Annotated in this window: 28 protein-coding genes; 20 read left to right on the top strand and 8 right to left on the bottom strand. The window is 57.3% G+C overall.

All coding sequences use genetic code 11. From position 1 onward, the window contains the following. Window positions 1-24: 24 nt before the first annotated feature. Window positions 25-216, bottom strand: coding sequence for a ferredoxin (locus tag DWV16_RS01415; RefSeq protein WP_341472908.1), 192 nt, complete (start codon window positions 214-216; stop codon window positions 25-27). A 98-nt stretch (window positions 217-314) separates the two neighbouring features. Here DWV16_RS01415 and DWV16_RS01410 point away from each other — a divergent pair, with 98 nt between their 5' ends. From DWV16_RS01410 to DWV16_RS01390, 6 genes are all read left to right on the top strand, one after another. Further along, window positions 315-587, top strand: coding sequence for a GIY-YIG nuclease family protein (locus DWV16_RS01410; RefSeq protein ID WP_066457051.1), 273 nt, complete (start codon window positions 315-317; stop codon window positions 585-587). Continuing rightward, window positions 588-794 (top strand): YwbE family protein, encoded by a 207-nt coding sequence (locus tag DWV16_RS01405; protein WP_066457052.1) that lies wholly within the window; start codon window positions 588-590, stop codon window positions 792-794. It begins immediately after the preceding gene. Continuing rightward, on the top strand, window positions 791-1,132 hold the full coding sequence (locus DWV16_RS01400) for an arsenate reductase family protein (protein WP_066457054.1): 342 nt from the start codon (window positions 791-793) through the stop codon (window positions 1,130-1,132). Before DWV16_RS01405 ends, DWV16_RS01400 begins: the two co-directional genes overlap by 4 nt. A 254-nt stretch (window positions 1,133-1,386) precedes the next feature. Beyond that, on the top strand, window positions 1,387-1,971 hold the full coding sequence (locus DWV16_RS01395; protein WP_066457057.1) for an ECF transporter S component: 585 nt from the start codon (window positions 1,387-1,389) through the stop codon (window positions 1,969-1,971). A 95-nt stretch (window positions 1,972-2,066) separates the two neighbouring features. Continuing rightward, a complete protein-coding gene (locus tag DWV16_RS19260; RefSeq protein ID WP_187116775.1) occupies window positions 2,067-2,231 on the top strand; it encodes a hypothetical protein in 165 nt (54 codons plus the stop codon). Window positions 2,232-2,261: 30 nt separating this feature from the next. Then, a complete protein-coding gene (locus DWV16_RS01390; RefSeq protein WP_118477615.1) occupies window positions 2,262-2,924 on the top strand; it encodes a B3/4 domain-containing protein in 663 nt (220 codons plus the stop codon). A gap of 79 nt (window positions 2,925-3,003) precedes the next feature. On the opposite strand, the gene DWV16_RS01385 is transcribed toward DWV16_RS01390, so the two are convergent. Then, on the bottom strand, window positions 3,004-3,639 hold the full coding sequence (locus DWV16_RS01385; protein ID WP_118477614.1) for a hypothetical protein: 636 nt from the start codon (window positions 3,637-3,639) through the stop codon (window positions 3,004-3,006). A 316-nt stretch (window positions 3,640-3,955) separates the two neighbouring features. Here DWV16_RS01385 and DWV16_RS01380 point away from each other — a divergent pair, with 316 nt between their 5' ends. The 3 genes from DWV16_RS01380 to DWV16_RS01370 are packed head-to-tail and all read left to right on the top strand — an operon-like array spanning window position 3,956 to window position 5,391. Beyond that, window positions 3,956-4,624, top strand: coding sequence for a hypothetical protein (locus tag DWV16_RS01380; protein ID WP_066457067.1), 669 nt, complete (start codon window positions 3,956-3,958; stop codon window positions 4,622-4,624). A gap of 12 nt (window positions 4,625-4,636) precedes the next feature. Beyond that, on the top strand, window positions 4,637-5,086 hold the full coding sequence (locus tag DWV16_RS01375) for an N-acetyltransferase (RefSeq protein WP_066457070.1): 450 nt from the start codon (window positions 4,637-4,639) through the stop codon (window positions 5,084-5,086). Next, complete coding sequence (locus tag DWV16_RS01370; protein ID WP_242863624.1) at window positions 5,083-5,391, top strand: MGMT family protein; 309 nt, start codon at window positions 5,083-5,085, stop codon at window positions 5,389-5,391. The genes DWV16_RS01375 and DWV16_RS01370 overlap by 4 nt, the downstream gene beginning before the upstream one ends. Before the next feature lie 315 nt (window positions 5,392-5,706). On the opposite strand, the gene DWV16_RS01360 is transcribed toward DWV16_RS01370, so the two are convergent. Beyond that, entirely contained in the window at window positions 5,707-6,276 is a 570-nt protein-coding gene (locus DWV16_RS01360; RefSeq protein WP_066457076.1) for a class I SAM-dependent methyltransferase, read from the bottom strand. Further along, window positions 6,276-6,935 carry an HD domain-containing protein gene (locus DWV16_RS01355; protein WP_066457079.1) on the bottom strand — a complete coding sequence of 220 codons (660 nt, stop codon included), beginning with the start codon at window positions 6,933-6,935 and terminating at the stop codon, window positions 6,276-6,278. Before DWV16_RS01355 ends, DWV16_RS01360 begins: the two co-directional genes overlap by 1 nt. A gap of 172 nt (window positions 6,936-7,107) precedes the next feature. On the opposite strand from DWV16_RS01355, the gene DWV16_RS01350 reads away from it, so the two are divergent. The 5 genes from DWV16_RS01350 to DWV16_RS01330 all read left to right on the top strand — a co-directional run bounded on the left by DWV16_RS01350 (window position 7,108) and on the right by DWV16_RS01330 (window position 12,776). Further along, window positions 7,108-8,703 carry an amidohydrolase family protein gene (locus DWV16_RS01350; protein ID WP_118477612.1) on the top strand — a complete coding sequence of 532 codons (1,596 nt, stop codon included), beginning with the start codon at window positions 7,108-7,110 and terminating at the stop codon, window positions 8,701-8,703. Window positions 8,704-9,008: 305 nt separating this feature from the next. Next, entirely contained in the window at window positions 9,009-10,088 is a 1,080-nt protein-coding gene (locus tag DWV16_RS01345; protein WP_118477611.1) for an ABC transporter ATP-binding protein, read from the top strand. Further along, a complete protein-coding gene (locus DWV16_RS01340; RefSeq protein ID WP_066457086.1) occupies window positions 10,085-10,930 on the top strand; it encodes an ABC transporter permease in 846 nt (281 codons plus the stop codon). Before DWV16_RS01345 ends, DWV16_RS01340 begins: the two co-directional genes overlap by 4 nt. Next, window positions 10,927-11,727, top strand: a complete 801-nt coding sequence (locus DWV16_RS01335) for an ABC transporter permease (protein ID WP_066457088.1) — start codon at window positions 10,927-10,929, stop codon at window positions 11,725-11,727. Before DWV16_RS01340 ends, DWV16_RS01335 begins: the two co-directional genes overlap by 4 nt. Before the next feature lie 17 nt (window positions 11,728-11,744). Next, window positions 11,745-12,776, top strand: coding sequence for a spermidine/putrescine ABC transporter substrate-binding protein (locus DWV16_RS01330; protein WP_118477678.1), 1,032 nt, complete (start codon window positions 11,745-11,747; stop codon window positions 12,774-12,776). A gap of 86 nt (window positions 12,777-12,862) precedes the next feature. Here DWV16_RS01330 and DWV16_RS01325 read toward each other — a convergent pair whose 3' ends face one another. After that, window positions 12,863-13,615, bottom strand: a complete 753-nt coding sequence (locus tag DWV16_RS01325) for an exodeoxyribonuclease III (RefSeq protein WP_118477610.1) — start codon at window positions 13,613-13,615, stop codon at window positions 12,863-12,865. Between the two features lie 120 nt (window positions 13,616-13,735). Here DWV16_RS01325 and DWV16_RS01320 point away from each other — a divergent pair, with 120 nt between their 5' ends. Both DWV16_RS01320 and DWV16_RS01315 read left to right on the top strand, forming a co-directional pair. Further along, window positions 13,736-14,260: a GNAT family N-acetyltransferase gene (locus DWV16_RS01320; protein ID WP_066457092.1), complete on the top strand. Its 525-nt coding sequence runs from the start codon at window positions 13,736-13,738 to the stop codon at window positions 14,258-14,260. Then, window positions 14,257-14,508 carry a helix-turn-helix domain-containing protein gene (locus DWV16_RS01315; RefSeq protein WP_066457095.1) on the top strand — a complete coding sequence of 84 codons (252 nt, stop codon included), beginning with the start codon at window positions 14,257-14,259 and terminating at the stop codon, window positions 14,506-14,508. Before DWV16_RS01320 ends, DWV16_RS01315 begins: the two co-directional genes overlap by 4 nt. A gap of 44 nt (window positions 14,509-14,552) precedes the next feature. Here DWV16_RS01315 and DWV16_RS01310 read toward each other — a convergent pair whose 3' ends face one another. Together DWV16_RS01310 and DWV16_RS01305 are read right to left on the bottom strand one after the other, a co-directional pair. Then, window positions 14,553-15,917, bottom strand: a complete 1,365-nt coding sequence (locus DWV16_RS01310) for a DUF4179 domain-containing protein (RefSeq protein ID WP_118477609.1) — start codon at window positions 15,915-15,917, stop codon at window positions 14,553-14,555. Further along, window positions 15,910-16,425 carry a sigma-70 family RNA polymerase sigma factor gene (locus tag DWV16_RS01305; protein WP_066457105.1) on the bottom strand — a complete coding sequence of 172 codons (516 nt, stop codon included), beginning with the start codon at window positions 16,423-16,425 and terminating at the stop codon, window positions 15,910-15,912. The genes DWV16_RS01310 and DWV16_RS01305 overlap by 8 nt, the downstream gene beginning before the upstream one ends. A 147-nt stretch (window positions 16,426-16,572) precedes the next feature. Here DWV16_RS01305 and DWV16_RS01300 point away from each other — a divergent pair, with 147 nt between their 5' ends. After that, complete coding sequence (locus tag DWV16_RS01300) at window positions 16,573-17,439, top strand: patatin family protein (RefSeq protein ID WP_066457107.1); 867 nt, start codon at window positions 16,573-16,575, stop codon at window positions 17,437-17,439. 40 nt (window positions 17,440-17,479) lie between these two features. Here the strand turns inward: DWV16_RS01300 and DWV16_RS01295 are convergent, their stop codons facing one another. Next, complete coding sequence (locus DWV16_RS01295) at window positions 17,480-18,280, bottom strand: MBL fold metallo-hydrolase (protein ID WP_118477608.1); 801 nt, start codon at window positions 18,278-18,280, stop codon at window positions 17,480-17,482. Between the two features lie 329 nt (window positions 18,281-18,609). Between DWV16_RS01295 and DWV16_RS01290 the strand changes: the two genes are divergently transcribed. From DWV16_RS01290 to DWV16_RS01280, 3 genes are read left to right on the top strand one after another with little or no spacing between them, the layout of a single operon-like run. Beyond that, entirely contained in the window at window positions 18,610-19,524 is a 915-nt protein-coding gene (locus DWV16_RS01290) for a ketopantoate reductase family protein (protein ID WP_118477607.1), read from the top strand. Between the two features lie 29 nt (window positions 19,525-19,553). Continuing rightward, the gene (locus tag DWV16_RS01285) at window positions 19,554-21,254 is read left to right on the top strand and encodes a LytS/YhcK type 5TM receptor domain-containing protein (RefSeq protein ID WP_118477606.1); all 1,701 of its coding nucleotides are present in this window, start codon (window positions 19,554-19,556) and stop codon (window positions 21,252-21,254) included. Further along, entirely contained in the window at window positions 21,251-21,985 is a 735-nt protein-coding gene (locus tag DWV16_RS01280; protein ID WP_118477605.1) for a LytTR family DNA-binding domain-containing protein, read from the top strand. The genes DWV16_RS01285 and DWV16_RS01280 overlap by 4 nt, the downstream gene beginning before the upstream one ends. Window positions 21,986-22,012: the final 27 nt, after the last annotated feature.

Below are 22,012 nucleotides of genomic sequence, written 5' to 3'. Positions count from 1 at the left end.
ATTTCCCCCCCCCCCCCGCCTTTTTTAAAACACTTCGATGACCGAAACAGGGCAGTTTTCCTGTGCGTCCATAGCGCCGGATTCACAGTCTTTGGGCACTTCGCCGACATGCACCTCAGCCAGACCGTCGTCCGCCATGCGAAAAACCTCCGGGCAGGTTTCGGCACAGAGCCCGCAGGAGATGCAGCCTTCGCGGTTGATTTTTGCTTTCATCATGAAAACCTCTTTTCTGAAAAATGGGATAGTGATAGTATGGGGAAGATGTGCTATGATATATACCGTGACGGATAAAATTTTTCGCGGGAGGGAGCCGGATGAACCGGAACGGATGTTATGCGTATCTGCTTGCCTGCGCGGACGGGACCCTTTACGCGGGCTGGACCAACGACCTTCCGGCGCGTCTGAAAGCGCATAACGCCGGAAAAGGCGCAAAATACACAAAGCCGCGGCTGCCGGTACGGCTTGTTTACAGCGAGCGTTTCCCGGACAAATCCGCCGCGATGAAACGGGAATGCGAACTCAAAAAATTGACCCGTGCCGAAAAGCTCGCACTGGTCGCGGCTTATCAAACGAAGGAGGATGAATAGATGGATGGAAGAATCCGAGCGGAAATAAAAATCGGGGCGCTGGTGGACATTGTGCTCAAGAAAGACCAGCCGACCGGCAAACTGACCCGTGGACATGTCAAACGCATCCTGACCAATTCACCGACCCACCCGCACGGCATCAAGGTGATGCTCGCGGAGAAGGATCAGGTAGGACGGGTGCAGGTGATTTTGGAGGAAGAACCATGAACATTCAGATTTTTGGCAAACAGAAATGTTTCGATACCAGAAAGGCCGAACGGTATTTCAAGGAACGCAAGATCAAGTACCAGCTGATCGACCTGCCGCGCTACGGGATGAGCAAGGGCGAGTTTCAAAGTGTGAAGGCGGCGGTTGGCGGGGTAAAGGCGATGATCGATGAAAAATCGAAGGACTACGAAAGCTCGTACATCGCTTACGTTTCGACCGAGCAGAACATCACCGATAAGCTTATGGAAAATCCGTCGCTGCTCAAAACGCCGATCGTGCGCAATGGCAAACAGGCCACCATCGGCTTTTGCCCGGAGATTTGGAAAACCTGGGAATAGCGGGATTCTACCTTTTTCACAAATATACGCGGCATAGATCCGGATAAACTTGTGCGGAATTTTTGCAGAAGCTCCACCCGGGCGAAGCGGTGGCGTGGGTACAGTGATTTTTTTGCAATTTTTTTGTTTTGATAGAGGGGAATTTGAGCATTCCGCACAGAACCGGTGGGTGGCGGGCTTTTGCGCGGCGTTTTGCGGGGACCGGCCCTGCGGGGGTATACTATCTTCAGAAACTTCTGAGAGAGGGTATCGCTATGCAAACCAGGAAATTCTCAACCTATGACCTTGTGGTGGTCGGCGTGATGGCAGCGGTGATCTTTGCGGCGACCATGTTTTTAAAGATCGGCCCGATCCCAACTCCCGCAGGCCCCACCCAGTTTAAAGTCGCAAACGCGCTCTGCCTATTGGGCGGGATGCTGTTCGGCGGCGTGCGCGGCGGGCTTGCCGCGGGCATCGGCTCGATGTTCTTTGACCTGTGTGACCCGGCGTTTGCCGCGAGCGCGCCGTTTACGCTGGTGTTTTTCTTTGCGATGGCATTTGTCTGCGGCGCGATTGCCAATGCGGGCGGCCGGGAAGGCAAAAATTTCAGATGGAACCTGATGGGCGCGGTCGCGGGTTCTGCCACCTATCTTGTCCTGCATCTTGGAAAAAGCCTCATTGTTTTGATGTTGGAAGGCAGTGATTTTTCCGCCGCGCTGGTCACCTGCGCGCTGAAATTCATCACCTCCGGAGCGAATGCGCTCTTTGCTGTCGTGGTGTCGGTGCTGATCGCGGCTCCCTGCCGCTCGGCGCTGGTGCGCGCGGGCCTGGAACGCAAGCTGTTTCCCAAAAACGCGTAAAGAGAAGATACGGCCGGGCAAAGCAAAGGGCTTTTCCCGGCTTTTCTTTTGTGGTAAACTGGGTGCGGAAACTTTTCTGCGGGAGGAATTTTGATATGGGACCTGTCTATTACACGGTGCGGCAGATTAACGGCGACTATGCGATGCTGATTTCGGATGACGGTGTGGAAAATATGGTGGCGATGGCGCTGCTGCCGCCCGAAACCGACGAAGGTCTGCGGCTCTGTTGGGAGAACTTCACCTATACGGTGATCGCCTGAGGGGCATTTTTACGAAAGAAGGAACAGAAAATGGTAACCATCACAATCGACCCGGAACTTAAAAAGGCGCATCCGGCCGCGGTTTTGGGCTGCGTGCAGTGCAAGGTGCGGGTGGCGCCGTCCGGCCCAGAACTGCTCGAAGAGACCGATGAAGTTTGTGGCCGTCTGCGGAAGACGCTTGCAGTTCCGGACATCCAGAATCGTCCGCACATTGCTTCGACGCGGGCCTGCTACAAGGCGCTCGGCAAGGACCCGCACCGCTACCGCAACTCGGCGGAAGCGATGTGCCGCCGGGTCCTGCAGGGCAAGGGCCTTTACCGGATCAACAATGTTGTGGAAGTCAATAACCTGCTTTCGATCGATTCCGGCTACTCGATGGGCGCCTATGATGTGGATAAGATCCGGGGCGCAATCCGCTGGGCGCCTTCCGGGGAGGACGCGCATTATCAGGGAATCGGAAAGGAACAGGTCAATATTGCATTTTTGCCGGTGCTCATGGATATGGACGGGCCGTTCGGAAACCCGACGAGCGACTGCGTGTGCGCGATGATCACCGAAGAGGCAAAAGAGGTCTTGATGGTCTTTTACTGCTTCGATGGGGAGGATGAGCTGCCGGGGATGCTTTCGCGCGCCGAGGAGCTGCTGCGGACGCACTGCGGCGGCCGGGATTTTGAAAAGACGATCATCCGATGATCAAGGGCCTGCGGAATTGTCCGCAGGCCCTTTGCATTTTTGGGATTGTATTTCCCGGCGGAGCGAATTTTGGCGCATCCTAAAGCGGGAACAGGCTTAAAAAATATGGATAAGCCTCCGGATCGGCAAAATACCAAGTGTTTTGCACATCAGCATGCTGCAAGTTTTTGGCCAGGCGGTATCCATCCACCTCCTGCTCCAGGAAGGTGTAATCCGCCGTTGCGCAATCCCGGGTTATGGACACGGTTATAACCGTTCCCCCTGTTGTGGGAGGAGCGGAATAGCCGCTTTCAAACATGGAGTCAATGAACGCGATTATCTGTTCGATCTGCGCCTCGTCCTTTACAATAAGCTCCTGCGTCTCTGTCATATTGAGCTTTTGAACCGTTACCACCGTGTCCGGTTCACTATCCAGTTTGCTGTCCGATCCGGCGGAAGTTATCACGCTCTCCGAAAGAGAATCTGCAATGGAGCTACCCATCCCCGCCGCGCTTATATCGGGCGCGGATGAACTGGCGTCTTCAGGCGCGGATGCAGGCGGGTTTTCTTCTTCAAAAGATTCGGCGCTGCCGGAGGGTATTTCCTGTGCGGCTGATGAATGCTCCACGGCGGATTGACTCGCCCGAGGAAGGCTGGCGGCTTTATTTTGGCAAGCGGTCAAAAACAGAACACTGCAAAGAATAAAACAAAATAGGAATGCGGTCGGTCTTTTCATAGCGGCATCCTCCCGGTCGCATCAAATTGCCCGCGCGGCGCTTTGAAATCCATGCGCGCGCTTTACATGAATTTTATTCATATTATCATATCAAAGCTTTTTGCACAAGGCATAGAAGGCTGCCCGGTCCGCTTGGGGATTACGTCTGCCCGCATCAGTCGTCCCCAATGAAGCGGACGGTTTTGACGATGGCGCCTATTATTTGCTGCGGGAATGAAAAAGGCAAGGGGTGTCATATCCTGCAAAAATGTGTTATACTGACTTTATCCGACAAAATGCTGTGAGGCCGGAAGAATAACAAAACGGGGGAAGACGGATGAGTTTGACGCAGGGAGTCTTTGAAGCGGTCTTCGCCGCCGCTTATCTGATTGCGGTGCTGTCCATGGGGATGGTGATGCTGCTGCGCAGTTACGGCGATCGTCAGACGCGCCTGTTCGGTGTCATGGCGCTGGTGCTCGGCTGCGGGGATGCGTTTCATCTGCTTCCCCGCGCTTATGCGCTGCTGACCGATGGGCTCGCCATGCATACCGCCGCGCTCGGATACGGCAAGCTGGTCACTTCGATCACCATGACGGTATTCTACCTGATCCTCTATAAAGTCTGGCGGCAGCGGTATCGGGTGCGCGGGCATAAAAAGCTTACAAGATTGATGTGGATGCTTGCTTTGGCGCGTATTGCCCTCTGCCTTTTTCCACAGAATGGCTGGACAAGCGATTCGCCTTCTCTTTGGTGGGCGGCCGCCCGCAATCTTCCGTTTGTCCTGATGGGAATTTTGGTCGTCGTGCTTTTTTATCAGTCCGCGAGCTGGCGCGGGGACCGCAGCTTCGGAATGCTCTGGATCGCGGTTTCGTTTTCATTCCTTTGTTATCTGCCGGTTGTATTTTTTGCGCAGGCGGTTCCGTCCGTCGGGATGCTGATGATTCCCAAGACGCTTGCCTATGTCTGGATCATCCACATCGGGTACCGGGAACTGCGCTGGCTGTGAGGAGAAAGTGCAATGCGGATCTTTGAAGTCAAGGCCGACCGGTGGGTTTACCGGGATTTACTGTTGCTTGCCGACCCGTCCGAAGAGATGGTGGGCCGTTACCTTTCGCGCGGATTTATGCTTGCCGCCCAAGTGGACGGTCGCGCTGTGGGGGAAATTGTCGTCACGCCGCAAGCACAGGGCTGGGAGATCAAAAACCTTGCCGTGGACGAGAACTTCTGGCGGCGCGGGATCGGCCGCGCGCTGATCGAAGCCGCTACCGGGCGACTGCCGGCGGGGACGGAACTCTTTGTCGGCACGGCGGACGGCGTTCCGGGCGGCGTGGATTTTTATGAGCGCTGCGGTTTTTGCCGTTCGCATTTGGTGAAAAATTTCTTTGTGGACAACTATCCCGAGCCGGTCTATGACAGCGGCGTCCAATGCGTCGACATGGTCTATCTGAAGCGGAGGTGCGGCGGTTGAACTTTTATGAACGGGTGTATGAAGCGGTGCAGCGGATTCCGAAGGGCCGGGTCGCCTCCTACGGGCAGATCGCGCTGCTCTGCGGCAACCCGAAAGCCTCCCGTGCGGTGGGCTATGCCCTGCACCGCAACCCCATGCCGGGGATCGTCCCCTGCCATCGGGTGGTCAACCGCGAAGGGCGGCTCGCGCCCGCGTTTGCGTTTGGCGGCCCGGACAGGCAGCGCGAATTGCTGGAAGCCGAAGGGGTTGCCGTTGACGGCGGCGGATACGTTGATATGGGCCGTTACGCCTGGTATGGGGAGTGACATTGGGCACGGTGTGCCGCGCGCTTTTTCGCTCTTCGCGCGCCCGGGATTCCTTTCTTGCTTGTCCAGGAACGGAACGAAAGAAGACACGCGGGGAGTTCCCCGCGACCCCCGCCGCCGCTGGTTGCTGCGCAAAAGCGGCGGCCTTCGAGACCTGCGCCGCGGCCGCGCTCCCCGTGAAGCGGTCAGCTCAGGGCTGATGGCGGCGTTTCGCGCTCCCCATGGGGGCGGTTTGCAAAAGCTTGCGTAAAAAGGCGCGGCCCGTGGGCCGCGCCTTTTTGATGATTTTTTCCGGCCGTGCGGGGAGAGTGAAAATCAGGCGTCCTTCCAGATGAAAACGGGGATGGGCGGATTGTTGGGACGGTTACAGAACTGCGAGACGATGACCGTATAAATTTTACTGTCGATGGTGGGCAGATATTCGAGCAGGGCGTCGCGTTCGGTGAAACCGCAGTCCCGGCCATAATAGATGCAAAGGCTCATAATACCGCCGGGCTTTAAAAGCCGCAGTCCTGCCTCGATAGCGGGGATGCTGGTCGCGGGGGTGGTGAAGATGCTGTGATTGCCCGCGGGAAGCCAGCCGAAATTGAAGGTGATACAGTCGACAGTTTCCGGTTCGGCATAGTTTTCCATGTTGCTGTGGCTGTCTAGGAGGAGCCGGGCGCGGTCGGAGAGGCCGCGTTCGGCAAGCAGTTTCGCGGTGCTGTCGAGCGCTTCCTGCTGGATATCAAATGAAAGGATCTTCCCGGACGGTCCGGCGAGTGAGCAAAGATAGGCGGTGTCATAGCCGCGCCCGGCGGTCGCGTCGATACAGAAAGCGCCTTCGGACACATGCTCTGCAATGAATCGGTGCGCCAGGGTGAGCGCGTTAAAGGAACCGGTCATCAGAGCAGCACCTGCCCGTTCACGGTGAGTTTGAACTGCATGCCAAGCTTTTCCGCCGCTTTGCGGCAGAGCAGCATCCGGCCAAGAAAAATTTCGAAATAATCCATGACCGAGGAAATCTGCGTATCCAGCTTGATGAGCAGGGTAAATACTTTGCGGTCGTCCGAGATTTCGGTGTGCGCCTCTTCGACCGCATAGTTGACCCGGTCGTGGATGTCAAAGGTGGCGAAGTCGCGGTTGCGCACCCGGTTGCGGCGCACGTCGGTCTTGTCCGCGAGGATGAGCGCCGCTGCGATCGGTGTAACCGGGACAGCGGTGCCTTCATCGTGGTTGCCGATCGCGCTGATGATGGTGGCGATATCCTCCGCGTCCGCGCCCATGTGGTCGAGCAGGCGAAACGCCATGACCGCCCCAGACTGGGCGTGATCGGTGCGGTTGACCACATTGCCGATGTCGTGCAGGTAGCCCGCGATCTGCGCAAGCTCCGCGTCGCGCGCGGGATAGCCCAGCGTCAGGAGGATTTCCTTTGCGGTGATGGAAACCTTGGTCACATGTGCGAAGCTGTGCTCGGTATAGCCAAGCTCGATGAGCGCTTCATCCGCTTTCTGGATATAGATGCGGATCTGATCGTTATTTTTGACTTGTTCATAGGTCAGCATAGGTTGTCTTCCTTCATCTTCTTTTTTCCTTATTGTACCGTCCATTTGTAAATTTTACAACCGCTTTTCCACGCGGGAGGAAAAGTATGACTATCTTTTTTTAGAGGAAGGGTATATAATGTGGGTCGTTGGAAGGCATTGTGGGATGCCAGAATAAAGGAGCAGATACAAAATGTTTGACCTGTTGATTAAAAACGGGACGCTTGTGGACGGAAGCGGCGCGTCCGCGTATCGATCCGACCTTGCGGTGGCGGACGGCAAAATCGCCAAAATTGCGCCTGCGATTGCCTCTCCCGCCAGGCGGACGATCGATGCGGCGGGAAAATATGTCACGCCCGGCTTCATCGATATCCACCGCCATGCGGACATAAAACTTTTCAAGGCGGATTTTGGCGCGGCCGAACTACATCAGGGGCTTACCACCATTGTGAACGGCAACTGCGGGCTGTCGGCCGTGCCATGCCCGCAAAAGCACCGGGAGGAGATCTTCCGATTTCTCTCACCGGTCATCGGGGAGGTGCCGGAGGATAAAACCTTCGAGACCTTCGCGGAGTATATGGATCTCGTGGAAAAAACGCCGCTGCCGCTCAATGTCGGCATGGACATCGGAAACGGTACCGTGCGCGCCGCTGTCAAGGGCTATGAGCCGGGAAAGCTGACACAGGGCGAGCTTTCCGCCGCACGGAAGAATTTGTGCGCGGCGCTCGAGGCGGGCGCGCTCGGCGTGTCGCTCGGGATTGTCTACGCGCCGGAAAACTGCTACGACGCGGACGGCTTCGTCGAGGTCTTGCAGCCGATGCGGGAGTACGGCGTACCGCTTGTCACCCACATCCGTGGGGAGGGGGACCTTTTCCATGAATCGCTGCACGAGGTGATCGGGATAGCCAAACGGCTGGAGGTGCCGCTGCATGTGAGCCACTTTAAATGTATCGGCAGGCGCAACTGGGGTCATGGTGTGAAAACAGCGCTGGAAATTCTCGACGCGGCGCGCCGGGAAGGGCTGCCAATCGACTGCGACGTATATCCGTACACAGCCGGGTCGACCCAGCTTATCCAGATCCTGCCGCCGCGGTTTCTCGAAGGCGGGGTGCCCGAGATGGTGCGGCGGCTGCGCGACCCGGACTGCCGCCGGGAGCTGACCGCGATCCTTCGGGAGCCGCAGCCGTATTTTGAAAACCTGGTTTCTTCCATCGGCTGGGAGAACATCCGGATGAGCACCCTGACAAAACCGGAAAATCAGCAATTCTCCGGGAAATCGGTGACCGAGATTGCGAAGATGCGGGGCAAGGACCCGTTCGACTGCGCTTATGACCTGCTGGCCGATGAGGAATGCAAAATTTCGATGGTCGACTTCATTACGTCGGAGGAGGACATCCGTACGGTTCTAAAGTACCCTTACAGTTCGGTCATCTCCGATTCGGTCTATCCGGATGGAGGGCTCCCGCATCCGCGGCTTTATGCCGCGTTTCCGAAGGTGCTGGCCGCGTATGTCCGGGACGAGAAGGTGCTTTCGCTTGAGGAAGCGGTGCACAAGATGACCGGAAAGCCCGCCCTCGTCTACCGCGTCGGAAAAAAAGGATTTTTGAAGGAAGGGTACGACGCGGATATCAATGTTTTTGCGCTCGAAAATATCGAAGCGAAGGCCACCTATGAAAAGCCGGAGCAGTTTTCCAGAGGTTTCGATTTTGTGATTGTGGGCGGGGAAATTGCCGTCCGCCGCGACCGGCTCACCGGAAAACAGGCGGGCAGGCTTCTGCGCCGCAGATAATGGCAGGGAGGACGGCCGCGCTTTCGCGCGGCCGTTTTATTGCGCCGAATTTTGCCGAGGAAAGTTTCCGGGGAAAAATAAAATTTGTGCAATCATCTGAAAACGGCGGAAAACATTTTGCTTCCTGCAAAATTGTGGTAGAATAAGCGCAGTACAAACGCCGCAGGCACTTCTCGCCGCATTGGCGGTGCGCTGCGCTTATCACACGTCAACCGGCCGGCAGAACCGATCTTCTCCGCGAAACGAAAAAGGAAGCCGCCGGTTTGAACAAAATAAAACGGCGGAAATGAAAAGGGGCTGTGCAAATGGAAAATACAATCCTTTCGCTGCAAAATGTCCATAAGACCTTCGGCGCGACAGAAGCGCTTGCCGGGATCAGCCTGGACGTATGCGCGGGGGAATTTCTCACGCTGCTTGGTCCTTCCGGCTGCGGGAAAACAACCACTCTGCGCATCATCGCGGGGCTGGAGGCGCCGGACGGCGGCCGGGTGATCCTGCAGGGCAGCGATGTGACCGGCTGGGAGCCGAACCGCCGCAATGTGAATACGGTCTTTCAAAGCTACGCGCTTTTTCCGCACATGAATGTGGCGCAGAACATCGGTTACGGGCTCAGAATCCGCAAGGCAGCGAAGGCTGAAATTGCCCGCCGGGTTGCGGAGATGCTCGAACTGGTGCAGCTTCCCGGTTTTGGAGACCGCATGCCGAACCAGCTTTCGGGCGGCCAGCGTCAGCGGGTGGCGATCGCGCGCGCCGTGGTGAACGACCCGGCTGTACTGCTTCTGGACGAACCGCTCGGCGCGCTCGACCTGCAATTGCGCCGCCAGATGCAGACCGAACTCAAAAGTCTGCAAAAACGGCTGGGAATGACTTTCATCTACATCACCCACGACCAGGAGGAAGCGCTCAATATGAGCGACCGCATCGGCATTATGAACGCGGGCAGGATCCTCCAGCTCGGCACGCCGGACGATATTTACGAGCGCCCCGAGACCCGCTTCGCGGCGGAATTCATCGGGCAGAGCAATCTCATAAATGCGGTGGCGCTCGGAAAGGATTCAGACGGGAATCTGTCTCTGTCCTTCGCGGGCGCGGTCGTCAAAGCCGCCGGTCAGGCGAAGCCCGGCGAGCAGGTCACGCTTTCAGTGCGCACCGAACGGGTGCGCTTTGGGAAGAAACCGGAATATGGCTTCACCCTCTCTGGAACGGTCAAGTCCCACGCCTACACCGGGGGCATGCTGCGCACGATCCTGCTTTTGCCGGATGGGCAGGAACTCACCGTGAGCGGCATGGGCGGCGGCGCGAGCTGCGCCGAGGTGGGCGAACAGGTCGAAATCCATTGGGAACCGTCCTGCGCTGTGATCGTCGAAAGGGGTGCGGCGGGATGAAAACAAAAAACCGGCTGGCCGCCGTCCCGTTCGCGGTCTGGACGGCGCTGTTCGTCGCGATTCCACTCGTCTATATTGTCTGCATGAGCTTTATGAGACGTGCCGAGACCTGGGGGGTGGTGGCGGAGTTTTCACTTGAGAGCTACCGCAAGATGTTTTCCCCGACCTATCTCAAGGTCTATGCCCAAAGCATGTGGCTCGCGCTGCTCACCACCCTGTTCACCCTTGGGATCGGCTACCCGTTCGCCTACTGTGTGGCGAAACTTCCGGAAAAACGGCGGGCCTTTGTGCTGCTGCTGGTGATCGTGCCGTTCTGGACCAATTCGCTCGTGCGCATCTACGGCTGGATGATCCTTCTGCGCGGCGAGGGAATCGTCAATTCTCTGCTCATCTTTCTGGGGATGACCGATTCGCCCCTGAAGCTCCTTTACAATTTCGGCGCGGTACTGGTCGGTATGGTCTACGCGCTCATCCCGTTCATGATCCTGTCGGTGTATCATGCGGTCGCCAAGCTCGACCCGGCGCTCACCGAGGCGTCGCGCGACCTCGGCGCGGGAAAATGGAAGGCCTTCTGGACGGTCACCGTCCCGCTGACCCGCGCGGGGATCATGGCTGGGTGCGTGCTGGTGTTTGTGCCGTCGGTGGGGTTGTTCTTCGTTTCCGATCTTTTGGGCGGGGCCAAAACGATGCTGCTCGGCAACCTCATCAAAAACGAGCTGCTTACCGCCCGCAACTGGCCGATGGGCGCGGCACTTTCGGTTGTGATGATGCTGATGGCGATGGCTGTCATCGCCGGTTACCGCAAGGCGTCGGGGGAGAGCAGCCTGGAGGGGATCGTATGAAGAAGCGTTCGGTCTTCTCGGAAATTTACATTGCGCTGGTGCTGCTGCTCATGTACCTGCCCATCCTTGTGGTGGTGATCTACTCCTTCAACGACACCAAGCTGTTCCACTGGGCGGGGTTCACTTTTGCGTGGTACGAAAAGCTCTTCCACAATGCGCAGATCATTTCGGCCTTCTGGACGAGCCTCGAGCTTGCGCTGACGAGCAGCCTGCTGGCAGCGCTGCTGGGGACGCTCGGCGCGGTGGGGCTCGCGGGGAAATACTTTCGCGGGCGCGGACCGCTTGAAAACCTGTCGATGATCCCGATCATGATTCCGGAAATTATCCTCGGCATGGCGTATCTGGCCTTTTTTTCGCTCATGGGGCTTTCGTTCGGGATGCTGACGCTGGTCATCGCGCATACGACCTTCTGCGTTCCGTATATCTTCATCAATGTAAAGGCGCGCCTTCTCTCGCTCGACCCGGCGCTCGCCGAGGCGGCGCGTGACCTTGGCGCCAACGGGCGGCGCACCTTTTTCGACATCACGCTGCCGCTCATTCTGCCGTCGGTGCTTTCCGGCACTCTGCTGGCCTTCGCAATGAGCATGGATGATGTGGTTATCAGCTTTTTTGCAACCGGCGCTGAGACGAGTACTCTGCCGTTACAGGTGTATTCAATGCTCAAGATGGGCGTCACGCCCGAAATCAACGCCCTTTGCACGGTGATGCTCGGGGCGGTGTTCCTGATTGTGGCGGCGTTCCGGCTGATTACGGCGCGTCGTGCGCGGCATTTATCACGCAGTTTTAGAAATACCTGATGAAAGAAGTGGAAAAAATGAAAATGATGAAACGGACCCTTGTACTGATCATGGCCGCGGCGCTTCTGCTGCTCAGCGGCTGCGGCGGTTCGGCCAAGAAGGACGACACGCTCAATATCTACACCTGGGCGGACTACTTCCCGGCGGATATCTGTGAGGAATTCACTGAGCAGACCGGCATCGCAATCAATTACAACACCTTTGAATCGAACGAAGAGATGCTCATGAAGCTGCAGGCGGGTGGCGAATACGATATCGTGCTCGCAAGCGACTACATCATCGACATCGCGCGGCAGGAGGGCCTTATCAAAAAGCTTGACAAGGAGAAGATCCCGAACTTTGGGAACATCGACCCGCAGTTCCAGAGTAAGTTCTACGATCCCGAAAACGAATACACCGTCCCGTACGCGGCGGGTATCCCGCTCATCATCTATAACCCCGATATGGTTGGGGATGTGCAGATCAAGGGCTATGAGGATCTGTGGAATCCAGCATTCGCGGATTCGGTCGTCGTGATGGACGACGCGCGCAACGTCATTGGTATCACGCTTAAAACCATGGGCAAATCCTTTAACGAAACCGACCCGGCTGTGCTCGAAGAAGCCAAGGCGAAGCTGCTGACCCTCAAGCCGAATATCCGCGCACTCGATTACTCGACGCCGTATAACCTGATGATCGGCGGCGAAACGGCCGTGGGTTATATGTTCACCTCGCAGGTCATCACCGTGCTCAATGAGAAGCCCGACTTCAAGGTGGTTTATCCGGAGGAAGGACTCGGATTTGGCATCGACAACATCTTTGTGCCCGAGAAAGCCCCGCATGCGGACAATGCTTTCCAGTTTCTCGACTTCATCCTGGACGGCAAGCGTTCGGCGCATATCACCGATCAGATCTTCTATATCTCCTGCAACAAAGCGGCCGCCGAACATCTGCAAAATCAGGCGCTGACCATCCCGGACGGCGCGGCGGACAGCGCGGAGTTCATCCAGGATGTGGGCGATGCGGCGCAGATCTATAACGACATCTGGACAGAATTTAAACAGAGCTGAGCGCGGCGGATTCCGACTGCAAAAAGCGCGCCCCACCCCCATAGCGGGGTGGGGCGCGTCGTGTTTTTGGGGAAAATGGCGGTCAGCTAATCGAGCAGGAGCCCGACCGGGCAGTGGTCGCTGCCCATCACCTCCGGCTGGATCACGCTGTCCCGCACCCTGTCCCGCAGGCGTTCGGAAACGAGAAAATAGTCGATCCGCCATCCTGCGTTATTCTTGCGGGCGTTAAACATATAGGACCACCAGGTATACGCCCCCGTTTTGTCCGGATAGAGCATCCGGAAGCTGTCCAGGAAACCCGCGCCGAGCAGCTCGGTCATTTTCTGCCGCTCCTGGTCGGAAAAGCCCGCGCTGCCGCGGTTGGATTTGGGATTTTTGAGATCGATTTCGTTGTGGGCGACATTCATGTCCCCGCAGGCGATGACCGGTTTTTTCACATCGAGTCCCATCAGGTAGGCGCGAAAATCGTCCTCCCACCGCATCCGGTAATCGATCCGGGCGAGCTCCTTCTGTGCGTTCGGCGTGTAGACGTTCACGAGGTAGAAATCTTCGTATTCGCAGGTGATGACCCGGCCTTCCTGGTCGTGTTCATCAATCCCCAGCCCATAGGCGACCGAAAGCGGTTCGGTTTTTGAAAAGACAGCCGTTCCGGAATACCCTTTTTTTATGGCACTGTTCCAGTATTCACAGTAGCCTTCGAGCGGAATTTCCGCCTGCCCCTGCTGCATTTTGGTTTCTTGCAGACAGAAAATGTCCGCGTCCGCCTCTCTGAAAAAATCCAGAAAGCCTTTATTGAGACAGGCCCGCAGGCCGTTTACATTCCACGAAATCAGTTTCATTTTGACACTCCTTTCAGCACTGCTTTCAGCATATCATACCCGCGCGCCAAAGGCAATTTGCAATTGCAGAAAAATGGATTATAATGATCTAGTCAATCATGTGCAGAAAGGGAGGCCAGTATGTACGAATATTATGAAACAGCGGCCGAAGGCGTGCGGATCCGCTTTGCCGGTCCCGCGGACGTGCCGGTGATTTTGCAGTTCATCCGGGAACTTGCGGCATACGAAAAGATGCTTGATGAAGTGGAGGCCACCGAGGAACTCCTGCGGTTTTGGCTTTTTGAAAAGAAAAAGGCAGAAGTGATTTTTGCGGAAAAAGCCGGGGAAACGATTGGGATGGCGCTCTTTTTTCACAATTTTTCCACCTTCCTGGGCCGGGCGGGAATCTATCTTGAAGATCTCTATGTCAAGCCCGAGGCGCGCGGCTGCGGCGCGGGCAAGGCGCTGCTTGCATTTCTTGCGCGGCTGTGCGGGGAGCGCGGCTGCGGACGGCTCGAGTGGTGGTGCCTTAACTGGAACACCCCGTCGATCGGCTTTTACAAAAGCCTCGGTGCTGTCCCAATGGACGACTGGACCGTTTACCGCGTGACGGGCGACGCGCTTGGCAAACTTGCCGCGCAGGCGAAAACGGAGGGATCGAATTGAGAAACCGCATTTCTCCCATTGGAGACAAGAATCTCATCGGCGTGCGGGTGCGTGCGATCCGCCTGGAGAAGGGAATCCTGCAAAAAGAGCTGCTTGCACGGTTGCAGGTGCAGGGTGTGGATATCGGCGCTTCCAGCCTTTCGAAATTGGAGGGACAGCTGCGGCCGGTGAGCGACGTGGAACTTGCAGCGCTGGCCAAAGTGCTGGGCGTGTCCTCCGATGAGCTGCTCGGCCTCTCTGAAAGATAAAAAAGATCCCCGCTCGCGCATCTGCGCGGGCGGGGATCTTTTATTTACCGCACGGGAATTTCCATGTTCCCGATCCGGATGGCGGTGAGGTCCGAAAGATCGGTCGGTACGTCAAATGGGCACTGAATGCGGAAATTCCCCTCATCGTCCAGGTGACTGGAGCGCCGGCTGGTCCCGGCGGGGCTTTTTCCCGCGCGCAGGAAACGCACCTCCGGGAAAGCGGCCGTATCAGCGGTCAGATCGGTATGTCCATGCAATTCGATCATCAGCGGGGTGACAGTGGCGCTTTCCACCGTCCAGCCATCCACAGTGAACGGGGTTTGAGCGGTTTTTGCCGGCGTGCTTTCTGAAAAGCGGAAGGTCACCGCCCATTCGCCTTCAACGAGCTCCTCGTATTCGGTGCAATTTGCAAAGAGGCGCGCGTCCGGCGGCGGCGCTTCTGCAAGTCCCAGCGAATGTTCCTCGTAGTCCCGCGCCCCATTTGGAAACAGGCTGCTTTCGTCCTCTTGGGGGTAGTAAGCGCGGGTCAGGGCCGGATAGGAGCCGGTGGTGGTGCTGCCGTCGTTGAGCGGAGTTCCTTTCTCATCGCGCAGGTCGAAGGAGACGCGGTTATAATATCCCAACTGCCTTGTGGGTTCGGTCAGAATGCGCAGGTCGTTTTCGATAAAACCGATGTTTGTGATGCGCAGCCAGTCGATGCTGGAGAGGGATTTGGGGCAGGCGTCGAAAGCGAGGGCCGGTTCACTGCCGGTCTCATTTCGAACGGGTGATTGGGGGATATCCGATGCGGAAAGACCGGTGTCAACCGAGTCCCGCCGCGTTTCGCCGCGCAGAAAACCGCCGAGTGAGAAGGTGGTTTTGCCGTTGATACGCGCACGGTTTTCCCTGCTGATATTCCGTTTGGATTGGACACAGAAGGTGGCGGTCTGGGTTGTTTCGTCGTAGAAAATCAGTTCGTTATCGCCGCGGAAGGCTGTTGAGAGCGGGCTGTCAAGCGACCAGACGCTGCCTTTCGCATCCTTTTTCGGGAAGAGCCGCGCGATGTCCTTGGTACGCCCCCTGCCGGTCAGATCCTGCAAGGTGATATAGACGCAAGCGTCCTGGCCGTCGTTGATGGCGGCGACCAGCTCAAGGCGGATACCGTTGCTTTCGCAGGCGCGTTCAACCGGTGTGAGCAGGCGGGCGACATCCTGGCCAACCACATCGAACAGGTCGCGGAAGCCCGGCACCACGGCGGCGAGCGTCCCGACCGAAAGCAGTACCGCCAGGCAGGCGGCGAGCAGAACCGCCGCCGGACGCAGCCGCGCGGGAGGGCGCGCACCGCGCAGGATCGCGTTTTGCAGGCGTGGGGAAAGCTTTATTTCTGAAAGGCGGGAATCGATCACATCCCGGATGCGTTTCTCATTCATCGTAATACCATCCTTTCAGCGCGTCGCGCAGTTTCTGCCGCGCGCGGGAAAGCCGGGTGGAGACGGTCGCCTCCGGCAGATGCAGGATTTCGGCGATCTCGGCCGTTTTGAACTGCTGATAGTAGTAGAGCAATACGGCTTCCCGGTATTTGGGCGGCAGCTTCATGATTTCGCGGATGAGCGTGTCGTCGGTTTCGGTTTCGACATTTTCCGGGGAAGGGATCTCTGCAAGCGCTTCCTTCACATCCACCCGGCGCATCCAGGCGCCGCGCAGATAGTTTTTGCAGGTGTTGATCGCGATGCGCATGATCCAGGTGCGTTCGCTGCTCCGGCCCGAAAATCCGCTCCAGCTTTTGTGGACTTTCAGGAAAGTGTCCTGCACCGCGTCCTCCGCAAGATGCAGGTCATGCAGATAGAGAAACGAGAGACGCAGCAGCTGGTCGCCATATTCGGTCATCAGCCGTTCCATATCCGGCTTTTGCGGCGTTTCAATTGTGAGCAGGAACATGCGGACCCCTCCCTTGTTATCTATTGGACACCGCGGCGTGGGAAAACCTTTCACAGATTTTCAAAAAAGTTTGACGCATTTACACGGACGAAGGAAAGCGGTATAATACAACACGTGGAATCTAACTTTAACAGGGGGACATTGCAGATGAAAACGGGACTGGTCCTCGAAGGCGGCGGTATGCGCGGGCTCTACACCATCGGCGTGCTCGACTGCTTTATGGACCGTGATTTCAAGACGGATTATGTCATCGGCGTTTCGGCGGGCGCATGCAACGGCGTTTCTTACGTTTCGGGTCAGCGTGGACGCAGCCTGCGCATCGACCAGAATTATCTGATGGACGAACGGTATGTCAGTGTGAAGAGCTTTCTCAAAACAGGATCGATGTTCGGAATGGATTTTATTTTTGATGAAATCCCGCACCGGCTCGACCTGTTCGATTATGAAGCGTTTCACAAAAATCCCTGCGAATTCGTGGCGGGCGTGACCGATGCGGTCACCGGAAAGCCGTTTTATTTTTCCAAGGAAGCGATCCAACCGGGTGACAGCACCGTGCTGCGCGCTTCTTCCGCTATCCCGGTGTTTTCCCCAATCGTGGAGTTTCGCGGTGGAAAATATCTCGATGGCGGTACATCTGACCCGATCCCGGTGCGCAGGGCGCTCGCGGACGGCTGCGACCGGCTGATCGTGGTGCTCACACGTGACCGCGGCTATCAAAAGCCGCCGGAAAAGTACCGCGCGCTCTACCAGCATATCTTCCGCAAATACCCCGGCATGGTAGAGGCGCTCGACCGCCGGCACGAAATCTATAACGAAACGCTCAACCTCATCCGGCAGCTTGAGCGGGACGGCGTCGCGACGGTGATCGCGCCCGCCGCGCCGATGAAGATCGGGCGGTTTGAGAAAGATATGAACCGGCTGATGGCAGTCTATAAGGACGGCATGGCCGACGCGGCCGCGTTCCTCGCCAAATGGAATGGGGAATCGGCGGTGTGCGCGGGAAAAGAAAGCTGAAAAGACCGCTGCCGGTTTTCCGGCGGCGGTCTTTTGCCTTTCAGTATAGAAGCACGCTTCCAACGGCGGTCTCCCCGAGCGGTGCAGCCGCGGCAAGCGCGATTTTGGCGGCAAGCCCGGTGCAGTGGCAGGGATGGATGGCGGCGGGGCGCTTTTCCCGCAGGAAAGCGCAGACCCCATCGAGCTGATCACGCGGCGGATGCGGCAGGTGAAATCCGCCCACGATATCCAGAATCCGGTTTTCACCGGTGTATTCAGCCGCATAGTCGATGATGTTGCAGATGCCGCTGTGCGAGCAGCCGGTGATGATGACGATCCCATCGTCGCGGCGGTAGACGAGCGCGGTGTCATCCGGCAAAAAGTCCGGCGCGCCGTTTTGCATCCCGCAGCTTCGCGCTTCAAAGGCATGGCGGCGCGGGATCTCTCCAAGCCAGGTGAGCCGTTCGGTCAATGCGACTGGCCCGCGGGAAAATTGCGGCGCAAACGCTGCCTGGAAAGCTTCCCGGTTCATTGCAAAGCCGCATTCGTCGCCGTCAATGACACGTGGTTCAAGCGCCTCCGGATGCATCAGCACCGGAACCCTGCGGCCCTGCGTGCGAAAGAGTTCCGCCAGCGGGATCAGTCCGGCGGTGTGGTCGTTGTGACCATGGGAGAGGGCAATGAGGTCGGCTTTGGTGGGATCGAGACCCATCTTCCGGGCATTTTCCAGCAGCAGGCCGGAAAATCCTGTGTCGAAAAGGATGGTTTTGCCTTCCGACTCCAACAGGATGGAAAGTCCGGCTTCGCCGCGATAGGGATCTCCGCAGAGGATGGTGTTTTCACTCAGAATTGTCAGCTTCATTCTGTTTGCCTCCACAAAATCATAAGATGGTATCATTGCGCACTGCGGATAGGGCGCCCGGACCATAGTTTGGCATAATGGCGCATTGGGACGGGAGCGCCAAAGGCGCGGATCGTCCCGCGCATGGGAAGGTATGATAACCGCTTCGCGGGAATTGTGCCGCCATTGCGAAGCGCGGCGGCATAATGGCGCATTGGGACGGGAGCGCCAAAGGCGCGGATCGTCCCGCGCATAAAAAGGTATAATAACCGCTTCGCGGTTATTATACCTTGCTTTTCGATGATTGTCTATCGTATAATGAAAGAAAAAACCATAAGGAGGGCTACGGCATGAACTATCTGATCATCGGTTCCGGTGCGACCGGCGGCTGCATCGGCGGCTATCTGGTAGCGGCGGGCAAGGACGTGACCTTTATTGCGCGCGGCGCGCATCTGGCAGCTATGAAGGAACATGGGTTTCTGCTGCACGGAACCCGGATGGGCGAAGTGAAGATCGATCCGGTGCAGGCCTGTACGGCTGAGGACTATACCGGGAAAGCCGATGTGATCTTTCTGTGCGTCAAAGGATACGCGCTCGAAGGGGTCCTTCCGCTGATGAGCAAGGCAGCCAAACCGGATAGTATCATCGTGCCGATGCTCAACATTGTGGGCACGGGCGGCGCGCTGCAGGAGCGTTTCCCGGAATACACCATTCTTGACGGCTGCATTTATATCGGTTCCTATATCAACGCGCCGGGCGAGGTGACCCAGACCGGCGACACCTTCCGAGTGGTTTACGGCGAACGGGAGGGCAGTGCCCATGCGGCGCAGCTGGCTGCGATCGCAGACGATCTGCGCGAAGCGCGTATAGATCCGGTCGTATCGGAGGATATTCGCAGCGCGGCCTTTGCAAAATACTGTATGGTATCGCCCTACGCGGCGGTGGAAGCGTATTATGATATCCTTACTGAGCCGCTGCAGAAGCCGGGCAGGGAGCGCGATCTCTATGTCGCGCTGACCAAGGAAGCCATTGCGGTCGGCCGCGCAATGGGACTCACATTGGCGGATCAGATTGTCGATGACAACCTGATGCAGGTGGACGAATCCACGCCTGACAGCTCCGCCTCAATGTATAAGGATTTGAAACGCGGCGGGGAAAGCGAAATAGACGGGCTGCTTTTTCAGGTGGTGCGCCTGGCGCGGCAGTACGGCGTCAGTGTCCCCAATTATCTTATGATTGCTGAAAAGTACGGTTACCAAGGCTAAGCGCCGTGGGCGCGGACTGGGGTGGGGCTATGGTCGTTGAGATTTTCAAGAACATCATCCTCAATATCAGCCTGCTGGTGCTGATCGCCTACCTGTTGACAAAAATTCCACTTGTCAAGGAGTTTATTACGAATGACCGGGAAAGACTGCTGGCGCAATGCGCCATGGCGGTCTTTTTTGGCCTGATCGGAATCCTTTCCACCTATACCGGCATCCGGGTCAACGACGCCATCGCAAACACCCGGGTCATCGGCGTGATCGCGGGCGGGCTGCTTGGAGGGCCGGTTGTGGGCATCGGCGCCGGCGTGATCGCCGGACTGCACCGCTATCTCATCGATATCGGCGGTTTCACAGCGGTAGCTTGTGCTGTCTCGACCATTGTGGAAGGATTGATCGGCGGGGTTTGCTACCAGTACATGAAACGCGCCAATAACAGCGCCGCCTTCGCGGGGGCGGTCACGCTGGCGGCGGAGATCATCCAAATGCTTATCATTCTGCTGATCGCGCGGCCGTTGGAGGAGGCCTGGCGGCTGGTGGCGATCATCTCAATGCCGATGATCCTCTTCAATTCCATCGGCGTGATGATCTTTGTGGGGATCTTCGATTCAGTCTTTATCGAGCAGGATCGGGAGGCCGCCAACCGTATCCGCCTGGTGCTGAACATTGCGGACCGGTGCCTGCCGTACCTGCGCCACGGCCTTTACGACAAGGCGAGCCTGCACTCCGCCGCCGAGATCATCCGCAGGGAATCCGGCGCGGCGGGCGTACTCATCACCGACCGAAGCGCTATTCTGGCCCGTTCGGGGGTGAAGCTGCGGGAACCGGACGGCGGCTGCCCGCTGCCGCAGGTGGTGCGCAAAACGATTGAAAGCGGACAGGTGCGGATTGCGGAGGAAGCGGAGGAAAGCGACCTGCTTTATGAACGGCTGAAGCTCCAGACGGCGGTCTGCGCGCCGCTCACGCGCGGTGGGTTGGTTATCGGGGTGCTGGTGCTTTTCATCCGTAAATTTAAGCTCACGCGGGAAGTCGAGCAGGAATTTGCAAGCGGGCTGGCACGGATCTTTTCCACCCAGCTGGAACTTTCCGAGGTCGAAAACCAGAAAAAACTTTTGCAGAAGGCGGAGTTTGCCGCGCTGCAAAGCCAGATCAATCCGCATTTTCTGTTCAACGCGCTCAACACGATCACCGCTTTCTGCCGGGAAAAGCCGGAACGCGCGCGGGAGCTGCTGATCGTACTGAGCAATTATTTCCGCAATACCCTGCAGACCGGCCATTATATGATCCCGCTCAAAAAGGAACTGGAACATGTAAACGCCTACCTCGAACTGGAAAAAGCGCGGTTTGAGGAGAAGCTGCAGGTGGAGGAGGAGATCCCGGAGGGGCTCAGTTGCACGGTGCCAAGCTTCATCCTCCAGCCGATTGTGGAGAACGCTGTCAAGCACGGCGCGATGCGCGGCGCGGGGGTCGGAGTTGTCCGGATCAGGGCGGCGCAGAAAAAGAATGAAATACTCATCACCGTGCAGGACAACGGCAAAGGCATCCCGCAGGAGGTGGTGGACCGGCTGTATCGGGGAGATATGGGTTCGGGTTCAGTGGGGCTTTCCAATGTGCATAAACGGCTCAAAAGCATCTACGGGGAGGATTACGGGCTGATGATTTCCACCGCGCAGGAAGGCACTGAGATTGGAATTCGCATTCCGCGCGTGAAAAAGAGAGGGGAAGATGCATGAGAATTGCGATCATTGATGATGAACGCCCAAGCCGCAGCGAGCTGAAGCATTTGATCCTGCAGACGCTGCCGGACGCCGAAATTGATGAGGCGGACAGCGGAGCCGGGGCAGTGGAGCTCGTTTCCGGAAAAAAGAGATACGATGCGCTGTTTGTCGACGTGCACCTGGGAGATATGGAAGGCACCACCCTTTCGCTCATGCTCAAAAAACTGCAGCCGCACGCGCAGATCGTCTTTGCGACCGCTTATGATGCATATGCCGTCAAAGCATTCGAGATCGACGCGGCGGATTATATCGTAAAGCCATTCGATCCCAAAAGAGTCGCACAGGCGCTTGCCAAAATTCAGGGGCGGCTCGCGCCGTCCTGCGCGCCGGAGCCGCCCAAAGGCGAGGCGGCGCTCGGCAAGCTTTCAATCCTCTGCGAAAAACGGATGGTACTGGTGGACATTCCTTCGATCGCCTACATCGAGACCGACACCCGCTCGTGCGTGCTGCATACGAAAGACGGCGACTACACCAGCGCCCAGCCGCTCGGCTACTTTGAAAAAAAGCTCGTCCCGGCGGGCTTTTTCCGCAGCCATAAGAGCTATCTTATCAATTTGGAATACGTCACCGAGATCTATCCGTGGTTCAATGGCATGCTTTGCGTCAAGCTGCGCGGCTATGAAAATGAGAACCTTCCGGTCAGCCGCAAGAACGTAAAATCCCTCAAGGAGATTTTTGAGGGGTGAATGGTGCATTTGAACCATCATTTTCAA

Source organism: Anaerotruncus sp. AF02-27 (genome assembly GCF_003465835.1).
Classification (GTDB): domain Bacteria; phylum Bacillota; class Clostridia; order Oscillospirales; family Ruminococcaceae; genus Anaerotruncus; species Anaerotruncus rubiinfantis.
The sequence above is the reverse complement of the archived record's forward strand: the minus strand, read 5'-3'. Positions and strand labels throughout refer to the sequence as shown.